Raw genomic sequence first — 21,136 nt, 5'->3', positions numbered from 1 at the left:
CCTGGGGGTTAGTCCTGAATCTAAAGGTGCGAAAAGCGCCCCCACAGTGGGTATCATGTTGTAAACGTGAGCTGGCCTAGAGGCCGTAAAGGTTTAAGGGGTGATTGGAATGGTTAAGAAGGCACACAGCTTCAGGAGAAAGACACGCGGCAAGCTGGGCAAGAGTCCGAGGAGGAGAGGTATGCCCCCGCTCACAAGGTTCCTCCAGGAGTTTGAAGCAGGGCAGAGGGTTCACATCGTCATAGAGCCGAGCTACCACAGGGGAATGCCAGACCCGAGGTTCCACGGAAGGACAGGAACAGTCGTTGGCAAGCGCGGCGACGCCTATGTCGTTCAGATAAAGGACGGCGGCAAGGTCAAGACCTTCTTCATACACCCGGTCCACCTCAGGGCGCAGAAGGGATGAGCATGATAGGCAGGAAGAAGGTCGAGGAGCACTACGTAACGACAGCGGAGGTAAAGGTGCTCCTCGAAAAGCGCAAGGCGGAGGGAATGGAGGAGAACCCGGAGGAGCCGATGTTCTACGAGGCAAGGGTTAGCCTCGAGCATGCCGAGCGCTTTGCAAAGCTCAAGCCTGAGCAGGCTGTGGAACTGAAGGAGAAGCTGGTCGGCTTATTTGACTGGCTCGACGAGAAGATGGCAACCAAACTCATTGACCTTCTCCCTGAGGACTACTTTGACGTCCACGTCATCTTCGCCAAGGAGGCTCACCAGCCCAGCAGGGAGGAGGCGGAAGAGATATTGAAGCTCCTCGACGAATACCGTCCTGAGGAGTGACCTCTTCTTTTCCTTTAGACAAAGTATAAAAACTCCGGGTGGGTATAGGTTTTGGGGGAGAGACGATGGATAGGTACCGGAGACACTCTTACAGGGAGAGCCTCGACAAGAAGAGGCGGAACGTTGAGTATGAGGAGTACGCTTACGTGCTTGACTACCTACCTGAGGGTTACACTGATATCCCAACTGGGAGACGAACCGGAAAGTCGGTTGCACAGGTTCTCGGTGAGAAAGCGTTTACCCTCCTTGAGGTCGCTCCGAAAGAAGACCTCATGTTATACGAGCGAATTTTCATTGGTAAGGGGCAGAGGGATAAAATCCTGATGATAAACAAGAAAATAGGATACGACGACCTGACAGCCACGGCCAAAGCTGAGCTTCCTTATGTCGTCGAGGAAATAATCCAGAACAACGAGGAGCGCTTCGTCCAGTTCTTCAACATGGCCCCACCGATAACCAACCGGCTCCACAGCCTCGAGTTGCTTCCGGGGATAGGGAAGAAGCACATGTGGGAGATAATAGACGAGCGCAAGAGGGAACCTTTTAGGAGCTTCGATGACCTTCGTGAGAGGGTAAAGGGACTTCCAGATCCTGTGAAGATGATAGCCAAGCGCATCGTTGATGAGATAATTGGTAAGGACCGCTACCGCCTCTTCGTTGGTTCAAGGAGGTTATTCCGCGTATGAGGGAGCGCCTTTTCTATTTAATCTCCAAATACAATTTCAAGCCCAACCGCAACCTCAGCCAGAACTTTTTGATGGTGCCCGACATAATCGAGAGGAACATTGAGAGAGCAGAGCTGAGTGAAAAAGACACCGTCCTCGAAATCGGTCCGGGTCTGGGTGTTCTTACAGAGGTCTTAGCTAAAAGGGCCGGAAAGGTTTATGCCATTGAGAGAGATTTAAGGCTTGTTCAAATTTTGAGAAACGAATACAACTGGTCAAACGTTGAGATAATCGAGGGTGACGTGCTCAGGGTTCCACTCCCTGAGTTCAACAAGGTTGTGTCGAACCTACCCTACCAGATATCCTCACCGATAACGTTTCGCCTTTTGGAGCACGATTTCGAACGGGCCGTCCTCGTTTATCAGCTCGAGTTCGCCAAGAGGATGGTGGCAGAGCCAGGTGATAAGAACTACTCACGCCTTTCCCTAATGATTCAAGCGAGGGCCCACGCTGAAATCGCGGAGCGCATCGGGAGGGGAGCATTCTGGCCGAAGCCGGAGGTTGACTCTGCGGTGGTCGTCTTGACACCAAAGCCGAGGGGAGAGCGGATAGAGTTGAACAAGAACCTTGTGAGAGCGCTCTTCCAGCACAGGGGGAGCACAGTACTTTCAGCTTTAAAGAAATCCCACCACATGCTCGGGCTTAACCGAGAGGAATTCAAACGGATGAGGAAAGAACTGGGGTCCCTGCCACATGGAGAAAAGAGGGTTTTTCAGCTCAGCCCGGAGGAGGTAAAGGAGATAGAGGGAGTTCTCTCCGGTATGAGCATTATCCCCCCTGGAGGTAGTCCATGAGGGTCTTGAGCCTCAGGTAGCGATCGTTTTCATTATCCGCGAGTCTCCTGAACATCTCGGTTGAACTTCCATTAGAGTTCTCAGTTAGATATCTATAAACTTCACTAGCCAGCTCTTCGCTTTCCATTAGAACGGCCACGAGGTCCACAAGGCGCCCGTTGCGCAGGTAGTTCTTCAGCTTCTCAAGGGAAAACTCAATCCTGATGCTCGGTATCCCTGGCTTTATGAGAGGAGCGTTATCATAGGTGCGCCTGTACTCCTCGAGGAGTATCTCCGCGTGCTCCAGGCTCTCTCGGGCCAGCTCCTGGAAGAGCCTGGGAATTCTTGGGTCCCACCCGTATTCCATAACCCTCTTTGCAAGATCGTTGTAGGTTTTGGCCACCTCAATCTCAGAGGTTATCCAGTACGACAGAAGTGACCTCCCGTCGAGTCTGCTCAAACTCAGTATCATCTCCTGGAGGCGGCTCCGTTCATTCTCTGAGAACTCAGGCATGCTCCCACCAACGGGTGTTGCGGAGCATGTTTTTAAACCCATCTGCGGAGGAGGGCACATGCGGGTGGTGATAGTTGACGGGTACACCGACGAACCAGCGGGACTTGGGGTTCCCCCTTATCTCGGAATATATCCCAGATACGCCTATGGTGCGGTAAAAAAGGCAGTAAAAAATGCGGGGGTTTTCTACCTTACAATAGATGACCTCAGGGCAACTTTTGAAGGTGAGAGGGGAGTTGCCACAAAGAACAAGACTCCCAACTTCCCGAAGACGAGAAAAGTACTCGAAACGGCAGACATTATCGTTTACATAGGCGGCCTCCATACACCGGGTAAGTACCTCTCGGCAGTTCCCTCCCAGGTGGTAGAAGTTGTCAAGTTTTTAAAGCCGTTTGAGGGTGTTAAAATCCTCGGGGGACCGGCTTTCATGGGTTCCGCCCATCAGGGTGGGGTCAGGATAACCTCCCAAGAGCTCTTCCTAGCACAGGAGGTTTTTGATCATATTGTTTACGGCGACCTCGAAGCGTTTCTATTCGACTATCTGAACAACCCGAAGGACGCTGATCCCTTTAGATTCAGGGACTACAACGAACTAAGGGATTATGCAATTATTGGAGCCAATGTTGTCAGGCAGTTCCCCGACTTTCCAGACTTCGTCATAGTCGAGATAGAAACCCAGCGCGGCTGTCCAAAGGCCATGGGCATAGGCGGCTGCTCCTTCTGCACCGAACCCGTTCGCTACAGAACTGTTGAGGACAGACCCATTGAGGACGTCGTTGCGGAGGTCAAAGCCCTCTACGACCTCGGTGTGAGAAACTTCCGCGTCGGCAGACAGAGTTGCATATTCTCTTACATGGCAACGCCGAACGGAAGGGTCCCAATTCCAAATCCCGAGGCAATAGAGCGGCTCTTCGCTGGGATACGCTCCGTTGCACCGGAGGTTAAAACCCTCCATGTGGATAACGCTAACCCCGCTGTAATAGCCAACTATCCCAAGGAGAGCATCCGGATAGCCAAGGCACTCATCAAATATGGAACACCGGGAAACGTCGTTGCCTTCGGTCTTGAAAGCGCGGACCCAAAGGTAGCAAAGCTCAACAACCTAAACGCGACGGCAGAAGAGGCGTACGAAGCCACCAGAATACTGAACGATGTAGGTGGTAAAAGGGGTCACAACGGGATGCCTTGGCTTCTCCCGGGTATAAACATCATCTTCGGCCTTCCAGGTGAGACGAAGAAAAGTTATGAACTTACTTTCCAGTTCCTAAAGAGGCTCCTCAACGACGGCTTGATGGTGAGGCGCATAAACATCCGTCAGGTGGTGGTCTTTCCGGGAACCCCCCTCTGGAACATGCGGGATAAAGTTAAAACGGAGAAGCACAAAAGGCTCGTTCAGCACTACAAGCATAAAATACGGCACGAAATAGATTTGCCGATGCTCAAACGCGTTGTTCCCGTTGGGACGATTTTGAGGGATGTCCGTGCCGAGGTCTTTGAGGATGGTCTCACCTACGGAAGGCAGATAGGAAGTTACCCCCTCATCGTTGGCATGCCAAAGCAAGTTCCTCTTAACAGGTTCTACAACGTTCTCATAGTGGGGCACGGATTCAGGAGTATAACCGGGCTACCAGCCCCCATAAACGTGAACCAGGAAAGTGTCCGGGTTCTCCAGTACCTCCCCGGAGTTGGTAAAAGGAATTCTGTGAGGATCATATCCAGCAGGCCCCTACGAACCATCGACGAGTTCTTCAGAATAGTAGGGGAGGATAAAAGGGAGATACTAGAAAGGGTCATCGAAGTGTGATCACTTCTTTGTCGTGTTCTGGGGCCATTTGAAGTTAAGTATGTGCTCTATGAGTGCAACCTCCGCACGGAGCGTGCTGTCAGAGCGGCCCTCGAGTATTATGGTGCCCCTTCTCGGGATCAAAATAACATTCTTGGTTGCACCCTCGGCTGGACCGAGAAGAACCACAACTAAATGGTTCTTGTTTCCAAGCCTTCCTAGGCCTATATCTACCTTTGTCAAGAAAGAGAGATACCTGATGTCGTACCTTCTCATCGTCTGTTCATAGGCGTACTGTTTGGCACTGGCATTGTTCATGCCCTGTTTAATGGCCTGCCAGTAGTAGTACCTCTTGAACAGTGTCGAGGTGAGGGCGCTTATCTCCGTGACCGCCGCGGTGCGTTCGGAGCAGCTTCCAATAAACTCCGCAGGATTTGAAGAGCAGACCTTAACACTTGGACTTCCAATAACTATCGTGAAGCGCTTGTATGGGGCCAGCATGGTGAGGTTAACATCAACCGGTGGGATTCCGGTGAGCGTTCCAGTAACGTTGATTAGGTAACCCCTCGAACCCGCGGGGGGTTTGAACCCATGAAGGGTCAGGTTGGCGTATTCCCTGGGAGTCATCGATAAAAAGCTTCCATTGGGGAGGTTAATCACAACGTACGTGGCAGTTGATGCGTTTTCTGGAACTGAAACCACTTTACTGTACTGACTGTAGCCGTATGAAATGTAGCCGGCAGGGACTAAGATGAGAACTGCAATCAGCAGGGCAAGAAGTGTCCTCCTCGACACCTTGAGACCTCCCGAGAACGCTGTGAGAACTAAAGGAGGAAGAAAAAAGGCCTTCAGTGAAGGCCAGCGAGGTACTCCATAAGAGCCTCGGCAGCGGCCTTGGTGCCCTGCCTGTCGGTACCAGCGACGAGGACAACTCCGTAACCGCCGATGGTCGGGCACTGGGCCTTGTAGAGAACAACACCACTGCTGGCGCCGGTGCCGTACTTGCTCTTCCAGCCGGTGTAGTTGGCCGGGATTCCGAGCTTGTCAGCGAGGGCAGCGGTGACGCTGTTAACGACCGGACCACCGATAAGGATGAGGTTGCTGTCAACCTTGTTGAGTCCCTCTTTCATAACCTCGGTGTCAAGGACGGTTATCGGAGTGGTGACCTTGCTGACGACGGCGGCCTGAGCCGGGTTGGGCGTGGCTGTTATCTGGTCAATGGTCCAGCCACCAAGGGTGTCACCGACATTAAGGGTCTGGGTGGTGTACTGCGGCTTTATCGGGTTAATTGTAACGTAGGCACTCATGGCGGCATAGGTCTTGTCGTTGCTCGGGTTCTGCTTCTCCATAATGTTGGCGCTGTACTTCATGATGTAGGTGTTGAAGAGGTTGATTTCGTTTCCAGTAAGCTGGTTCTCGTTCTTGAGGGCAAACCACATGAGCTTGTCGTTCTGGACGCCGAACTCGGCTATCCATCCTGGGATGAATTCCTGGCCGTTCTGGATGTAGTTTATGTTGGTCTGGACTGAAACCTCCGCACTGGTGGTACCGCCGATACCGATGAAGGTGTCGTCGAGGGTGACCCTTATGCCGTTGTCAGGTGAGGTCCAAGTTTGCCCCTTGTTGAGTGTGATCTTCCAGCTCCCGGCGGGGCCGGATATCTCAAGGAGGGCCTTGATCTGGTTAACGTCGATATCGAGAACCTTGACGGTGTAGTTGCCAAAGGCCTTGCTAGTACCGGCGTTGATGTAGGTGGCGCCCCAGTCGTTGCCGTACTCGATGCTGTTGTTCTGGATGTCAAGGATCTTGACGGTCTTTCCAAAGAGGTTGAGGGTGTCCCCAACAGTAACGCCCGAGATAACACCGCTCTGGTATAGGCTGTAGCCTGAAGGCTGGAGGTCGCTTAGGGTGTAGGTGGTTCCAACCTCACCAAGGACGGGGTCGTACACAGATGCATTATAGGCGTTGAGGCTAAAGCTGACGTTGGCAACGACGTCGTCAACGACGAGGGTGAACGTGTTGAAGTCATCGATGTTGGTGAAGTCCACATTGTCCTCAGCTATCTGCTTAAGTTCAACCTTCCCTATGTGGATGTTGTAGTGGAGGTAAACATCATTGGCGTTGTGAACGTTGCCGTTCGGATCAACCCAGTAATTGCCACTCTTCCACTCAATGCCACTTGGGACGAGGACGTTCCATCCGTTGGTGAAAACGCCACCAGCCCAAGCCGAGCTGGAGAAGTTGGCGTTGAAGATGGGGTTGCCGTTGGAGTCGAATCCTCCGTTCCACCAGTTGGGAACGTTGGCGAGGTTCTCCCCGACTTGGTAGTTGCCCTTGTAGGTGTTGTCAAACACCGGGATGTTGGGCGGGTTGTAAGCGGTGTCCTGTTTGACAACCACACTGGTGTTCGTAACGCTGACATTCTTCTCGGTGTAGAGAAGGGTTCCCAAGGCGACTGCAATGTCAGCGGCACTGGCAACGTCCATAGCAGCTCCCTGGCTGCCGACTACGATTTTAACGTTCGGCTGTCCGTTTTTAACAAAGAAGCCCTTTGGTATGTTTGGAACGGTCGGCTGGGCGCTGGCAAAGCCGATGGTGGCTCCAACCATAGCGGCACCAACTACGAGCGCCGCGATCTTCTTCACTTTCATTTCCCATACACCTCCTTAGCTTTGGGCTTACGCCCTAGTATGGTCTAACATGTGTTGTCAGTAGTTGCTGAGCGGTGGGGGTATATATACTTTTCGCTTTCAGACCCTTTCTCTGTCCAAAAAAAGCTCGCTCATTGCCGTAAAAATAAAAGGAAGCTTAATTAAATGCCTATATGAATTTCGCCTTTTGACGATAATAGCTTTAGGGATTGAGCTTGAACTCCGTGTTCTTCGTTTCCATGATTCTCTTCTTCACCGGCCGCATGACGAGTTCATGGGAAAAACCTGCGATGTCGGATAGTATTCCCTGGAGTTCCGAGGTGGTTATGTCAACGTAGTCGGGCTCGATGACGGATATTGCAACTGGGGCGTACTTTGCAGTCAGCTGAAACATTGTCTCAACATCCGAGAGTAGTTCTGTGGCCACGAGGATGTATTTCCTGCCACTCTCGTTCTCTCCCTGCACCTTGGAAACCAGCTTGTTTATGCGGCAACCCTCATACTTCAGGGCTTTTGTGAAATCCTTCTGGGCCTTCTCAACGTCATCCCCAAAAATCTCAATGACAAAGCGATATAACACGTTCCTGTCACCGATTACAAGCTCCTCGATTTCCTCCCTTTCGTAGCCAATCTTCGGTTCGGGAAGTTCACTAAAATCTGGGTAAGCCGCGAGAGGTCCAAACTGATTCATAAGCTCTCCCATCATGTAAGAGACCAGTCCAAGGAGTTTGGACAGCTCCTCACTTTTAACCTCTACCTTGGGCGGAAGGGTGACTTCAACGGCTGCTGGAGCATAGCGGATAGCCAGGCGGATGAGCGACTCAAGGCTTCCTGTGATTCCTGCCTCTATAACCCCCGAGTATGGGAGGAGTTCATTCTCAGGATCCTCAAGTATGTCTTCAACGTTCACGTAGTTTACTCTGACACCATCTTCATTTCTCAGGCTCTCAGCGGTCTCCCTTAGAGCGCTTTCTAAAACTTTCTTGTCATTGCCAAGGCCCTCGATATAGAAAATAACCTCAATTTCGTCCAATTTCACCACCACATGCCGTTATATCGCTTTTTGAGATAGGTGCCAACGATGGGAACGGGCTCACCACAGTATTTGCACTTCCCGTTCTCAATGTTGTACTCGGTTATCTCAAATCCATCGCGGACTATTAAAGGTTTGCCACACCTAGGGCAGAAAGTGCTCTCCCCGGGATGACCCGGAACGTTGCCGACGTAGACGAACGTCAGGCCCTCTTCTTTAGCCACGCGGTAGGCCATCTCCACAGTCTCTAACGACGTCGGCGGGAGATGGTTGAGCATGTAGTGCGGGAAGAAGCGCGAGAAGTGGACTGGAGTATCGTCGCCCAGGTTTTCAACAACCCAACGGGCGAAGGTGCGGATTTCCTCTTCTTTATCGTTGAGTGTCGGGATTATAAGGTAGGTCAGCTCGACGTGAATTCCGTAGTCCTTCTTCGCTATTACTGCGGTTTTCCTGCTCGGCTCACCGCTTGGAACACTCACTATCTTCATGTAGAAGTCGTCGCTGAAGGCTTTGACGTCTATGTTCATTGCGTCGATGTAGGGTGCAAGCCCCCTGAAGGGTTCCTCGTTGATGTAGCCATTGGTTATGAGGAGGTTGTGAATTCCCTCCTTCCGAGCGAGCTTTGCTGTGTCTAGAACGAACTCATACCAGATGACAGGTTCGTTGTAGGTATAGGCTATGCTCTCACATCCGTAGCGCTTCGCCATCTCCACAATCATCTCTGGACTCATATCATGGAGGTAAGGAAAGCTCTCATCCGACTGGCTTATCTCCCAGTTCTGACAGTGCTTGCAGTGCATGTTGCAGCCGATGGTGGCTACCGAGAGAGCGCAGGAACCGGGCCAGAAGTGAAAGAGCGGCTTCTTCTCCACCGGATCAGCCGCTATGGCCGAGACCTTGCCGTAGTTGAGAGTGTAGAGTTTTCCACCAATGTTCTTCCTCACCCTACAGGAGCCCCTCTGCCCCTCGTCTATGATGCAGTTAAGGGGGCAAAGTTTGCACCGCACCCGGCCATTCTCCAAAGGCTCCCAGTACATCGCCTCGCGCATACTCTCACCGAGATGTAGTTTATCCGCGGAGGGTTTAAACGTTGGGGTCGCCAACCATGTCCCTGAGGGTGATGAACTCGGCACCCCCCTTTAGGTGATAGTCTATAAGGGCCTCGAGCTTTTTAAAGGCCCCATCACCCGTTCCAAACCAGCAGTCTGGCCTCAAATGCTTAGGCATCCTCACGAACTCCCAGGGGTGGAAGATGTAGACGATGGGGCTCTCAAATTTTTTATGGAACCTCTCCTGAATTACCCAGGGTAGCCTCGTGACAATGGACGTCGTGGTGGCTGGAATCTCTAGGATTTCCCCTATCTTTGTCACCCCCTTCTTCCACCCCTTGTGCTTTGCCTTCGTTGAATCAACCAGAAAACCAACTTCACGGAGGATTGGATAGTACTCATCCGGGAACTGGAAGTTTGGGGCGCGGAAGGAAACGACTTTTCCAAAATCAGACAGGATGCGCATCGCTTCCATCAGCCGTCTCCTCGTCTCTTCAGTGTTCAGTCTGTCGAAGCGCTCGTGTTCAAGGCCGTGACAGCCAAGTTCGTGCCTCTTCGCGGCCCTCTCGGCAAGCTCCGGAAACTCCTCAGCCATCCTACCGGTAAAGAGAAAGGTCCCCCTGATTCCCTTCCGCTCAAGGAGGGACATAACCTTTGGCAGACCCCATTCCATCCCCCTTCGAGTCTCAGCAAACGGTGGACAGTCGTGCTCCACGTCAAAGGAGAGTATAACCTTAGTGCCCACTGCTTTCACCTCCCCCAAGAACTTCCTTGTATATTGAGACGGTTCTTCTGACTATGACGTTCCAGCTGTAAATCTCCTCTACCCTCTCCCTTCCCAAGCGACCCAGCTTTTTAGCAAGGCTCTTGTTGTCCAGTATCATGTTCACGGCCTCTGCGAGTTTGCGAGCGTCACCGGGCGGAACGAGAAGGCCGCATCTGTCAATTATCTCCGGGATGCCACCAACGGTTGTCCCCACGGTCGGAACACCGGAGGACATAGCCTCGAGGAGAACTATGCCGAAGGCCTCACTGAGGCTCGGGAGAACGAAAACATCGCTAGCCCCGTAAATTCTAGGGAGGAGTCCATACTCAACCGTTCCCATGAAGCGAACCCTCTCGGAGACGCCAAGCATCTTAGCCTCACTACGGAGGAGGGGGAGCATGTTTCCATTACCAACCACCAAGAGGGTCCCATCGATCCACCTCATAGCTGAAACAAGGACGTTGACGCCCTTACGAGGTTCCAACCTCCCAACGTAGAGGATCAGGGGTCCATCCCCCAATCCAAGCTCCTCTCGGAGCTCGTCCTTGTTCCATCCGTCGTGAAACATAGACGTGTTTATGCCGTTGTAGACAACATCTACCGGAACATCAGTGAACTTCTTTATGAAGAGCTTGGATGCCTTACTGACGGCGATGATCCTGTGGGGGTTCATAAGGTAATATTTGAAATAGGGAAATGTAACTCTCGCGGCCGCCCTAAGGTATTGGGTGTTCTCGAGGTCTATGCTGTGGGTTGTAATGATCGAAGCCTGTCCAAGCTTTCTCGCTAGGGATACTGCCTTGAGGGCAAGGGGGGTGAAGGCGTGCTGGCCGTGAACCACATCATAGTCCCTGAGGTAGGGTTCTAAAATTCGGGCATTGTGGGAGAGAACTGTGGCGTTTACCCCAACGTCTTTGACAACGTGGCCGGGCACTTTGACAAGACCCACCTCTGCCTCCCAAAGTTCGTTCTCTCTTCCAGTGGGGAGGTTGTTCGTTATTATATCAACCTCATGGCCGAGACGGCGGAGATTCAATGCGAGGTCATGTATGTGGACGGCAACACCGCCGAGCTTGGGATAGTACCAGTCGCTCACGAGCGCGATTTTAAGGCTCTCCATATTTCAGCCCCTCCGGAAGAGGACATGACTACCATCCCGACCACGGTGCTCTGAACGTAGACACAAACCTCTCTGTGAGTGTAACCGGAACCACAAAGACCGCCTGAATCTCCAAATGGATTATCTCGTAGATCACACTGGCCGTTGAAATGGGCAGAGGAACCTTCTTGAGGAGCCTTATGAACCCAACGTCGTCTCCGGTCCCCCTCAAAATAACCTTCCATCTCAAAGCGTATAACACAACGCTGAGATAGCAGCTTAAAATGGCGAGGGCAAGGTAGTGTACCGGGACGCTTCCCATAAGGTCAAGATAACGCTCGCCTGAGTTGATGAGGGCTTCAACGTTCACGACCATCCCGCCACACTTCAAACTCACTGAAGTTTGAGAGGCATTATAAACCTTTTCCGGTCACCTATCCCAACACAGGCTTCGGAGGTTATAAATGACTAGCCAAGTGTTCCCATCCTAAAAGGGGCATCTCCTCCCGTTTTTCCTCTGTGGTAATGTAAACACCACCCCCTTTAAGCGTTCTTCCGATAGGAGTGCAGTTAAAGTCAGGGATTTCACTGAATCCTTCGGGTAGGGTAAAGACCAACTCAAACTCCTCCCCGCTGGCGAGGGCGAGCATTACAGGATCCTCACCAAGTTCTTTGGCAACGTAAAAAACCTCCTCTCTGATGGGTAACCTATTGGGATAAATCTCAATTCCAACGTTACTCATCTTAGAGAGGATGTGTAGCTCCTTGCTGAGTCCATCGCTGATGTCTATTGCCGCGCTGGCAATGCCGTTCAGGGCCATCCCCTCGCGGACCCTCGCCTTAGGCTCCAGAAACTTCTCGTAGAGTGCCCTCCTCAGGGAAGGAGAAATTTCAAGGCCTTTCCTCCAGGCGAGAAGTCCCGCCAGCGCCCTGCCAAGATCCCCAGTAGCACATATTATCTCCCCAGGCTTTGCCCCTGACCTAGTGAGTGGCTTTTTCGTCGTTCCCAGGGCAATCCCATCGATGATTAAATCATCCGCCTCGTTGGTGTCGGCACTCAAAACGGGAACGCCATAGAAGTCGAGGGCCTTTCCAATTCCCTTTGCTACTCCTTCAAGATAACCCGCGCCCAAATCGTCGGGAATTCCAAGCGAGAAGAGGAATCCCACCGGCCTTGCACCCATAGCGGCAACGTCGCTCACGTTCATCGTCACCGCTTTAAAACCGACCTGTTCTGGCGTCATTATATCGGGAACGTCCGTTTTTCTGACCAGCATGTCGTTGGTTGCCACAAGCCATTCATCATCGAGCCTTATCGCCCCGGCGTCGTCTCCAAGAGGAAGATCACCCTGCTTTTGAAGATGTCTGAAAAAGAGGCTGATTATCTCGGACTCTCTCAAGTTTCCACCCCCAAGAAATCAGTTATACTCCTCTGTTTTGGCCTTTCTCCGTCTGGGACTGAAACTTCAATGCTTTCCAGCTCCTCGATGCTCGCCTTTCTTATCTCCTCGGGCAGTTTAATCTCGCCGTACTTACCACCACCGCCGGGAATCACTATCAGCTTGCCTTCCCTGTAAGCCCAAACTGCCTTGGCCACCTCATCGTGAACCTCCGCCAAGGCCTCAACCGGCACATCTACAAGGACCCTTATCTCGCTCCCAAACTCCCTCAAAAAACGCTCCCAGATTACTCTAACTGACTTCGTTTCGACGCCTTTGCCGATCACCATCGCTATAATCTCGGCCAGCGGTGCGAGGCGGATGTAAGGTGGCCTGTCTTTTGGCCCTTTCTCCGTGTCGGCCAGTTCCATAATCCTGTCGTGAACACCCTTCTTTATCCTTCCACCGCACTTCGGACACTTCCAGTGATAGGCCCTCGCCTCCTCAAGGCTGTATTTAGTGTAACACCTCGAGCATGCCGTCAGGTGGTACTTACCAAGGCGCGGGTCGAGGCCTGCGTTCAAGACGATTCTCCTCCCGCCGCGCTTTAGGATGGCTCTTCTTATCTCCTCAAAGGTGGTTTCCTCAATTTCGAAGCGGTTAAACTCCCTCCCAAGGCGGTGGGGCATCGGGGAATGGGCGTCGCTGTTACTGAGGTAGGTAATCCCGTGGTGTGCCCTTATTCTATCAGCCATCTCTGAATCAGCGGAGAGACCAAGCTCGAGGAAGTGAATTTTTGCGTCTCCGTAGGCTTCTTTAAGGCTGTTGTACTCTTTGTAGAGACTTGTCCAGGGTGTAAAGGCGTGGGCCGGCCCGATTAGGACGTCCAGCTCGTTCGCTAAATCAGCTATCCCCGCCGCGGAGAGATTTACGTGGGGCCTACCCTCCGTTTCGATGTTTTTTGAATACGGCTTCAATCTCTCCCTCATCTCGTGGACGGTTTCTATGCTCGGGAAAATGAGAACGTGGTGAACCCTTCTGTCGTCTTCCGCCTCGGTGGTGAGGAGAAACCTGATTCCGTCCCTCTCGTAGGTTCCCTCGTTGACCTTTTCGGCGTATTTGAGCAGTTCTTCTTCCCACTTTGGGTTCAGTATATCCCCGGTTCCGACGAGGCCGAGCCCCTTGAAGCGGGCATTTTTCGCTAAGTTAGGTATCGTCATGGCCTTTGAAACGGCCCTTGAGTAGTGGGAATGGATGTGGAGGTCGGCATCTACTAACATTCAACCACCGGAGGAAGTTTTTGGGAACTATAAAAAACGTTGCCCCAAAGCTTATAACCCGCCTTCTCAACTCAAAAAAGGTGGGAGATATGAAGGTTGAGGGATTCATTGCCTCTCTGAGAAACGCTGAAACAATCGGCGAGCTTTTTAAGATACTTGCTGAGAAAGGTGCACCTATAGTCGAGCTTGACGGTCAGAGGTTCCTCATCGTTGTCGAGGGGGACTTCGAGGGGAAAAAGTTCTGGACCGAGATAAACGGAGAGAGAGCAAACCAAGCCCTCGGCGATGCCATGCTAAACTCCTCAAGCTTCCCCTTCAAGTGCAAGCGTCCCTACACGGGCGGGAACATCATATTCGTGAACTTTAATGATATTGAGGCTGACAGGTTCCTAGTTACCTACCGCGACCCGGACTACGAGATCTTCTACCTCACTAAGGGCGGGAAAGCCAGGGAAATAACAAAGGAGGAATACGAGGGCTTAATTCTTGAGATACCAGAGTTCAGGATAAAGTCCATGAGCGACGAGCAGATGAATATGATGGGAGCGTTCTTCGGTTGAGTGCCGATGTACGCTAAGGAATGGAATCTCCGGAGATATGTTAAGAGGTGGACCGTGCTGCTCGGCATAGCAGCGCTGGCCGGGTTAGTTGGCGGTCTGGGAGCTCTTGTTTTCAGGCTTCTGATAGACGGTTTTACTTCTCTCTTCTTTTCACGCGTTCTCCCGGCAGTATCCTACAGGGTCTATGGCCTAAACCTGGGATACGTTCTTCTCCCTGTTTTCGGTGCCCTGCTGATAGCCCCAATGGTGAAGATCTACCCAGGGCTTAGGGGAAACGGTGTTCCCGAGGTCATCGAGGGCATAATCTTCAAGAGCGGTAAAATTGGTGCCAAGCTGGCCCTCTTAAAGACCGTGGCAACGGCTGTTTCTATTGGAGCGGGCGGTCCTCTTGGCCGCGAGGGACCAGCTGCATTCATTGGAGCGGCCCTCGATTCGACCTTGGCTGAAAAGCTTCCCAACCCCCAGGTGAGGAAGCTCATAACCACCTGCGGCCTCGCCGCCGGAATAGCGGGAACCTTCAACACCCCGTTGGCAGGTTCTATGTTCGCCCTTGAGGTCGTTTACATGGGGGCGATAACCATAAACCTCGTCCCGATATTCATATCTGCTATAATAGGCAACGCAATAACCCTCACCATCCTTCATCAGCCCGCCAGGTTCCCCGTTGTAAACCCCAACATAAGCATCTTGGGGGGGATTCCTTTCTATTTCATCCTTGGGGTGATACTCGGTTTGGTAGGCTACGCTTACACTCGGGCTTTATATAAGGCGACCGACTTCTTCGACGCGTTCTCGAAGAGGTATCCCTTCGAGCTTCGTTTAGTTATCGGAGCGCTTGGGATAGGCCTGATAGGGATGCTCCTCCCCACCCAGGGGATCTTTGGGATAGGCTTTGGGGGCATAAAAGATGCCCTGCTTGGGAAGTTCACCCTTGAGCTGCTGATAATCCTCGCCCTCGCAAAGATGACGGCCACGTTGCTAGCCATAAGTTCGGGATTCTCCGGTGGAATATTTGCCCCAAGCCTCTTCATTGGAACGATGCTGGGTTCGGCCTTCGGGATGCTCGTCCCTCACGCAAACGTGGAAGCCTACGCCCTTGCGGGGATGGCAGGCTTCTTCTCTGCATCAACCCAGGCACCGTTGACACAGATAATCATGATAACGGAAATGTCCGGTAGCTACGCCTACTCGCCGGCAGTTGCCCTAACCTCGGTCGTCGCCTTTTTAACCGCAAGGGCCTTCTTTAGAGGGTCCTCTGTCTACACAACCAAACTCGAACGCAAGGGGGTTCACGTTAAAACAGGCAGGCCCTTGATCCTTGAGACGATAGCGGTTCACGAGATAATGACCACGAATGTTGTTAGAATCCATGTGAAACGCCCACTCCTTGAAGTCGAGAGGATAATATCCTCAACCGGACACGATTTCCTTCCCGTTGTGGACGATGATGGGAGGGTAGTTGGCATCGTGGGGGTAACAGAGATACTGGGCAGGACAACTTCCATGAAGAAGCTTTCGGTTGAAAGGACAATGAAGAGGGACTTTGCTGTAATAACCCCAGCGGAGACGGCTCAGGATGCCCTAGATAAGATTTTGATGAACGACCAGAATCTCCTTCCCGTCGTTGATGATAGTGGAAAGCTTATTGGCGTGGTAACCAAAAAGGACATCTACCGTGCGTATTACTACGCTATTGAGGGCATATACCTCTGGTGAGTGGTTTAAAGGGTGAATAAATACCTATGTCCCAGCTTTATTCTCGAAACTCTATCGTTAGAATTCCCTAATTGTCGGAGATGCCCATGGAAAACTTTAAAATCTACTCGATAACACGGAGAACAGAGAATACGGGGGCGATATCATGATAACGGACATCCTAGCAGGGGTTCTCGTGGCGGTTCTCGGCTCGGGAATAATCGCGATGCTGATAAGTAGGCGCTACAACATCTCCTACGTTCCGATTTTCATCATCGCGGGCATAATCCTTGGACCAATAGCAACCCTTATATCCAGGAACATTGCCCAAGAGCTTTTCAATTACGTCCGTGTCTTTGGTCTGGTTATGATATTGTTCACTGAAGGGCACAACCTTAGTTGGAAGCTGTTGAAACGGAACTTCTCAACAATAACAATCCTTGACACTCTGGGCCTGGTCGTCACAGCCATTTTGGCCGCGTGGTTCTTCTCGTGGATCTTCCACGCTCCGTTTCTCGTGGGCTTCCTGTTCGGTGCGATAATCAGCGCAACGGACCCTGCGACCCTCATTCCCCTCTTCCGGCAGTATCACGTCCAGCAGGACATAGAGACAACGATAGTCACGGAATCCATATTCAACGACCCACTGGGCATAGTTCTGACGGCAGTTGCGGTTGCGATGCTAGTTCCCCAGGCCAGTGGTGGGCTTTTCGCGGCCTTCAGCTCCCACATCGGGGTTTACGGTGCGGCGGTGGGGTACTTCCTCTATGAAGTTATCGTTTCCATAGTGGTGGGCATCGCCGTTGGAATATTCGGCTACTGGTTCATCAAGAAGACGGGTATCTTCGAGTTTCCTGAGATCGAGATATTCTCTATCTTCCTTGCATTCAGCGGCTTTCTGATCGGAGAGGCCCTTCAGGCATCCGGCTACCTCGTGGCCACCGTCACGGGCATAATCCTTGGAAACTACAAGGTCTTCAGCAAGAGGGAGAAGCCACAGGTCCTCACCAAGGTCATGAAGGCCGTGGAAAAGGAAGTCCACTTCAACGAGAGCATAGCGGCCATAGCCACAATATTCATCTTCGTCCTGCTCGGTGCAAGCCTTAACCTCAAGCCATTGACTGAGAACCTCGTTAGTGGGACACTCATCGCCTACTTTATAATGCTAGTCGCAAGGCCCATAGCCGCGTTGCCGATACTGAAGTGGTGGGGTGTCAAGGAGTACCTCTTCATCTCATTCGAGGGACCGAGGGGTGTTGTTCCTTCAGCGCTTGCCGCACTTCCACTCAGTTTGGCCATGACCTATCACAGTGCCGTCCTGACAACCTACTGGGGTGAGGTGATCCTCGCGGTGACCGTCATAACGGTCCTTGCATCGGTCCTCACCGAGACCCTCTGGGTTCCGTTCCTCAAGAGCAAGCTCCTCCAGCACGAGACCGTCGAGGACAGGATGAGGAGGTATCAAGAGAGTAAGATTCAGGGGAAGTCCTCCTGATGCAGTTTTTTCTGTTTTTTAACTTTACTCCTATGAGCGGGTCTTTATGGTGATGGATCGGCCCAGCCACCGTTCTCCAGGGATTTCGCCCCTTTATAAGGCTCTTTTGGGTCATAAGCTCCTCTCAATGTCAAAAAGTATAAGTTAACGCTGTGAGTGAATTCACAATGAGAAAAAGGAGTTAATTCATTTTCCCAATTGCTCCAATGAAGTAGAACAGCAACTTTGCCGCGGTTAAAGCGGTGATATCGCCAAGGTTCTCCCCAGCCACTTCCATTATGTCGAAGCCAGCTATTACCTTGTTGTCTGCGAGCCATTCAATAGCTTCAACCACATCCCAGAAGGACAATCCGCCCGCCTCGGGCGTTCCCGTTGATGGAACCATCGAAAGGTCAAAGGCGTCTATGTCGATTGATAGATAGACTGGCTCGGGGAGAGGTCTTACAAGCTCGAGGAAGGAATCAAAGCTGTAGTTCCTGGCGTGAACCCACTGGATGTTTTTTTCCTTAGCATACTCCACTTCCTCCCTTGTTCCGCTCCTTATCCCGAACATTGCCTCCTCGACACCACGCTCGGCGATCCTCCTCGCGACGCAGGCGTGGTTGTAGGGGTTGTCTTCATAGCTGTCGCGCAGGTCGAGGTGAGCGTCGAAGACAACATAGCTCCTTGGCTTTAAAGCCTCAACTGCTCCGAGGGTTTGGGAGTGCTCTCCACCGAGGAGTATTGGAACTCCATTTGGGTTTATCCGTTTTAACTCCTCAACGGTCTCGCGTACCCTGTCAGCCGTCCCTCTTGGGTCTCCGGCGATGACCGCGACGTCACCTATATCCGCTATTGGAAACTCGGCGATATCAACGCCGTAGTCCAGGATGTAGCTCTCGAGGTTGAGGGTTGCGTGCCTCGTAAGGGTCGGTCCGAAGCGCGCCCCTGCCTTGAAGCTTGTCGTTCCGTCAAAGGGAACGCCTAGGATAATGAAGGAGGCATCTTCCGGCTCCACCAGGGGAAATTCCAGCTTGAAGGTGTCGTATGTATACAGGAACTCCATGCAACCACCGGAATAATGGGGAGGATAGGGGTTAAAAACTCAGCGGACGACCATGACCGGGGACTTTATCTCCCCTATGACGTCCTCTAAAAGAGAGCCTATTCTGGTCTTCCCGCTCTTTCCATAGGCACCCATAACCACAAGGCCGTACTTCCCACTGTTGGCCTCCTCAAGGATTCTGGTTCTTGCAGTCCCCTCGACTATCCGGAAGGAGCAGTTTATGCCTTCCTTAATCCCAAGTTCAAGGAGGTTGGTTATTACCTCCTTCACGGCAGCCTTAGTCTCCTTCCAGACGGTCTCCTCGAAGCGCTGGAGGGCTTCAATACTCTCGCTCTTCATGCTCAACTGGAAGGCTATGGCCTTAGCTTCCTTCCTGTCCAGGACAGAGAATAAGGTCACCTTCGCCCCCCTCCTCTTTGCAAGGGAGAACGCGTGAAGTGCCGCTTTCTGGCTCCACTTTGAGCCATCTATAAGCACGAGTATCCTCATGTTCCCACCTCACAGTCCAACATACCTCAACCATATGAACAGACTTCCAGCCCCAACCGTGGTCATCATTATGATCGCCCCCACCTTAAGGAAGTCGCCGAAGGTTATCCTTATGCCTTCCCTGTGGGCTATGCCCACGACAACCACGTTTGCACTTGCCCCTATGGCCGTGCCGTTGCCACCAAGACAGGCTCCAAGTGAGAGCGCCCACCACAGGGGGTATGTGTTCAGGCTACTCCCCATGGCCTTTATCAAGGGTATCATAGTGGCAGTAAAGGGTATGTTATCCACTATTGCGCTGGAGAGGGCGGAGAACCAGGTTACTGCCACTACGGCTCCTCCTTCTCCGTGGACATGCTTTAACATCCATCCCGCGAGCTGGTCTATTGCACCTGTCTCAACGAGGGCGCCGACGATTATGAACAGGCTACCAAAGAAGAACAGCGTTGCCCACTCGACCTTTTCCAGCGCGTATTCCGGCGAAGCACCGCTCCACAGGAGGAGAAACGACGCACCGGCGAGGGCTATAACCGCAGGCTCGACGCCTATTCTGTCGTGGAAGAAAAACGCAACAATGATGGCCGCGATTGTGATAATCGACTTCTTGAAGAGGGCTCTATCCTTTATAGCGTCCTCCTCGTTGAGTGACATTATGCCCCTCCGTATCGAGTTGGTCCGCTCCCTGTGGAACTTCATAGCACCCCTGTAGGCGACGTAGATTATTCCTACGGTGATGATGAGGTCAATGAAGGCTATTGGAGCCATGTTGACAAGGAAATCATTGAAGCTCAACCCGGCCGCGGAGCCTATCATTATGTTCGGTGGATCCCCTATCAGCGTCGCGGTTCCGCCTATGTTAGAAGCGAACACCTCCGAGAGGAGGAACGGGATTGGGTTGACGTCCATCTGTCTAGTGATGTAGAGGAGCATTGGCGTCAGTAGGAGAACGGTCGTCACGTTGTCAAGGAAGGCACTCACAAAGGCAGTAACAACCGAGAACAGGAGAAGGACTTTTAGTGGGCTACCCTTTGAAAGCTTTGCAGTCTTGATGGCTATGTACTCGAAAAGGCCGCTATCCCTAGCGATGTTTACCACGGTCATCATCCCTGCAAGGAGGAGTATCGTACCGAGGTCAAGATACTCCGGCAGTTTTTCCCATGGTACTATATTGAGGAGGAGTATGACGGAGGCCCCCACCATTGCTGCAATGGTACGGTGAATCCTCTCACTCATTATCAGAACGTAGACTCCGATGAATACGAGCAGTGCAGCTATCTCCATTGTGGACATCATGCTCCTTCCTCCTCAGTAGATTACAACAGGCTTCTTAATGCCTTGGACAACCCTGAAAACAACGGGGCTTATGGGATGGGTCTTCGTGGTTTCGGAACCGTAGTGTTTTGAGATCACCAGAAGGTCGTATTTTCCAGTGAGTTCCTCAAGGTATTCACCCTTGTCCCCAAAGACCCGCCCCCTCCTCGGTGAAATCCCAAGTTCTCGGAGTTTCTTCTCAACCTTTGACAGCCTCTCCTCCGCCAACTGTTCCTCCTTCTCCTGGAACTTTTGAGCTTCCTTATCCCCAAGAGTGCTCCGTATGAGGCGTAGAACATTTTCATCTACCACATAGACAACCAGAAATCCGGCATTGGGATAGGCAGATATAGCCTCATAAACTTCACTTGGAACCTCCTCACTGTATCTGTCAAGGGCAATAAGAACGGAGCCAACGTCAGGAATGACCATCTCCCCCTCCGTCAGGAAGAAATCCTCGTAGGATTTCAGTATCTCCTCGTACCTGTTTCCAGCGATGTTTTTGAACTTCTGGCTTATGAAGCTAGCAAATCGCACCATGATGAACCCCACCCCTAAATGAGCGAAAAGGATTTAAGTTTACCTTTTTTCTTCCCGAAAGCCTCGCCCTTTAGGGCGGGGATGAAGTAAACCACCTAACAACCCTTAAACCACCGAAAACCCTTTTAAGTTTTTGCAACTTAATAAGGTCTCGGAGAGGCCACTCAAGAAC

At 52.0% G+C, this 21,136-nt stretch carries 22 protein-coding genes; 8 read left to right on the top strand and 14 right to left on the bottom strand.

All coding sequences use genetic code 11. From position 1 onward, the window contains the following. The first annotated feature begins 109 nt into the window (after positions 1–109). From MV421_RS04200 to rsmA, 4 genes are all read left to right on the top strand, one after another. A complete protein-coding gene (locus tag MV421_RS04200; protein ID WP_297420498.1) occupies positions 110–406 on the top strand; it encodes a 50S ribosomal protein L21e in 297 nt (98 codons plus the stop codon). A 2-nt stretch (positions 407–408) separates the two neighbouring features. Further along, positions 409–777 (top strand): RNA polymerase Rpb4 family protein, encoded by a 369-nt coding sequence (locus tag MV421_RS04195; protein WP_297420501.1) that lies wholly within the window; start codon positions 409–411, stop codon positions 775–777. Between the two features lie 65 nt (positions 778–842). Beyond that, entirely contained in the window at positions 843–1,463 is a 621-nt protein-coding gene (locus tag MV421_RS04190; protein ID WP_297420504.1) for a DUF655 domain-containing protein, read from the top strand. Further along, complete coding sequence (gene rsmA / locus MV421_RS04185) at positions 1,460–2,296, top strand: 16S rRNA (adenine(1518)-N(6)/adenine(1519)-N(6))-dimethyltransferase RsmA (protein ID WP_297503633.1); 837 nt, start codon at positions 1,460–1,462, stop codon at positions 2,294–2,296. The genes MV421_RS04190 and rsmA overlap by 4 nt, the downstream gene beginning before the upstream one ends. Here the strand turns inward: rsmA and MV421_RS04180 are convergent. Then, on the bottom strand, positions 2,271–2,789 hold the full coding sequence (locus MV421_RS04180; protein ID WP_297503631.1) for a ferritin family protein: 519 nt from the start codon (positions 2,787–2,789) through the stop codon (positions 2,271–2,273). The genes rsmA and MV421_RS04180 overlap by 26 nt on opposite strands. A gap of 58 nt (positions 2,790–2,847) precedes the next feature. Here MV421_RS04180 and MV421_RS04175 point away from each other — a divergent pair, with 58 nt between their 5' ends. Then, on the top strand, positions 2,848–4,593 hold the full coding sequence (locus tag MV421_RS04175; protein WP_297420510.1) for a radical SAM protein: 1,746 nt from the start codon (positions 2,848–2,850) through the stop codon (positions 4,591–4,593). Here the strand turns inward: MV421_RS04175 and MV421_RS04170 are convergent, their stop codons facing one another. The 9 genes from MV421_RS04170 to MV421_RS04130 all read right to left on the bottom strand — a co-directional run bounded on the left by MV421_RS04170 (position 4,594) and on the right by MV421_RS04130 (position 13,829). Next, positions 4,594–5,367, bottom strand: coding sequence for a hypothetical protein (locus MV421_RS04170; RefSeq protein WP_297420512.1), 774 nt, complete (start codon positions 5,365–5,367; stop codon positions 4,594–4,596). Positions 5,368–5,420: 53 nt separating this feature from the next. Beyond that, entirely contained in the window at positions 5,421–7,223 is a 1,803-nt protein-coding gene (locus MV421_RS04165) for an S-layer protein (RefSeq protein ID WP_297503630.1), read from the bottom strand. A 202-nt stretch (positions 7,224–7,425) separates the two neighbouring features. Continuing rightward, entirely contained in the window at positions 7,426–8,262 is an 837-nt protein-coding gene (locus tag MV421_RS04160) for a hypothetical protein (RefSeq protein WP_367184487.1), read from the bottom strand. Then, positions 8,259–9,305, bottom strand: coding sequence for an AmmeMemoRadiSam system radical SAM enzyme (gene amrS / locus MV421_RS04155; protein ID WP_297517897.1), 1,047 nt, complete (start codon positions 9,303–9,305; stop codon positions 8,259–8,261). Before amrS ends, MV421_RS04160 begins: the two co-directional genes overlap by 4 nt. Positions 9,306–9,339: 34 nt before the next feature. Further along, on the bottom strand, positions 9,340–10,050 hold the full coding sequence (locus tag MV421_RS04150) for a polysaccharide deacetylase family protein (protein WP_297421053.1): 711 nt from the start codon (positions 10,048–10,050) through the stop codon (positions 9,340–9,342). After that, the gene (locus MV421_RS04145; protein WP_297517894.1) at positions 10,040–11,191 is read right to left on the bottom strand and encodes a glycosyltransferase family 4 protein; all 1,152 of its coding nucleotides are present in this window, start codon (positions 11,189–11,191) and stop codon (positions 10,040–10,042) included. The genes MV421_RS04150 and MV421_RS04145 overlap by 11 nt, the downstream gene beginning before the upstream one ends. Positions 11,192–11,219: 28 nt before the next feature. Then, the gene (locus MV421_RS04140) at positions 11,220–11,561 is read right to left on the bottom strand and encodes a hypothetical protein (RefSeq protein WP_297421049.1); all 342 of its coding nucleotides are present in this window, start codon (positions 11,559–11,561) and stop codon (positions 11,220–11,222) included. Between the two features lie 67 nt (positions 11,562–11,628). Then, positions 11,629–12,570, bottom strand: coding sequence for a thiamine-phosphate kinase (locus MV421_RS04135; RefSeq protein WP_297421047.1), 942 nt, complete (start codon positions 12,568–12,570; stop codon positions 11,629–11,631). Next, positions 12,567–13,829: a TIGR00375 family protein gene (locus MV421_RS04130; protein WP_297503628.1), complete on the bottom strand. Its 1,263-nt coding sequence runs from the start codon at positions 13,827–13,829 to the stop codon at positions 12,567–12,569. The genes MV421_RS04135 and MV421_RS04130 overlap by 4 nt, the downstream gene beginning before the upstream one ends. Before the next feature lie 89 nt (positions 13,830–13,918). Between MV421_RS04130 and MV421_RS04125 the strand changes: the two genes are divergently transcribed. From MV421_RS04125 to MV421_RS04115, 3 genes are all read left to right on the top strand, one after another. Next, positions 13,919–14,389, top strand: a complete 471-nt coding sequence (locus tag MV421_RS04125) for a hypothetical protein (RefSeq protein WP_297421057.1) — start codon at positions 13,919–13,921, stop codon at positions 14,387–14,389. Positions 14,390–14,443: 54 nt separating this feature from the next. After that, positions 14,444–16,105, top strand: a complete 1,662-nt coding sequence (locus MV421_RS04120) for a chloride channel protein (RefSeq protein WP_366938884.1) — start codon at positions 14,444–14,446, stop codon at positions 16,103–16,105. A 145-nt stretch (positions 16,106–16,250) separates the two neighbouring features. Beyond that, positions 16,251–17,579 (top strand): sodium:proton antiporter, encoded by a 1,329-nt coding sequence (locus MV421_RS04115; protein ID WP_297421041.1) that lies wholly within the window; start codon positions 16,251–16,253, stop codon positions 17,577–17,579. A 181-nt stretch (positions 17,580–17,760) separates the two neighbouring features. On the opposite strand, the gene speB is transcribed toward MV421_RS04115, so the two are convergent. From speB to MV421_RS04095, 4 genes are read right to left on the bottom strand one after another with little or no spacing between them, the layout of a single operon-like run. Continuing rightward, positions 17,761–18,624, bottom strand: a complete 864-nt coding sequence (gene speB / locus MV421_RS04110; protein ID WP_297517891.1) for an agmatinase — start codon at positions 18,622–18,624, stop codon at positions 17,761–17,763. A gap of 39 nt (positions 18,625–18,663) precedes the next feature. Next, on the bottom strand, positions 18,664–19,113 hold the full coding sequence (locus tag MV421_RS04105; protein WP_297421037.1) for a universal stress protein: 450 nt from the start codon (positions 19,111–19,113) through the stop codon (positions 18,664–18,666). A gap of 9 nt (positions 19,114–19,122) precedes the next feature. Continuing rightward, entirely contained in the window at positions 19,123–20,406 is a 1,284-nt protein-coding gene (locus tag MV421_RS04100) for an ArsB/NhaD family transporter (RefSeq protein ID WP_297421035.1), read from the bottom strand. Positions 20,407–20,418: 12 nt separating this feature from the next. After that, the gene (locus tag MV421_RS04095) at positions 20,419–20,964 is read right to left on the bottom strand and encodes a universal stress protein (protein ID WP_297503623.1); all 546 of its coding nucleotides are present in this window, start codon (positions 20,962–20,964) and stop codon (positions 20,419–20,421) included. Positions 20,965–21,136 lie beyond the last annotated feature (172 nt).

The sequence above is a fragment of the Thermococcus sp. genome, assembly GCF_027023865.1.
Classification (GTDB): domain Archaea; phylum Methanobacteriota_B; class Thermococci; order Thermococcales; family Thermococcaceae; genus Thermococcus.
This window is presented reverse-complemented; position numbering and strand designations above follow the sequence as displayed.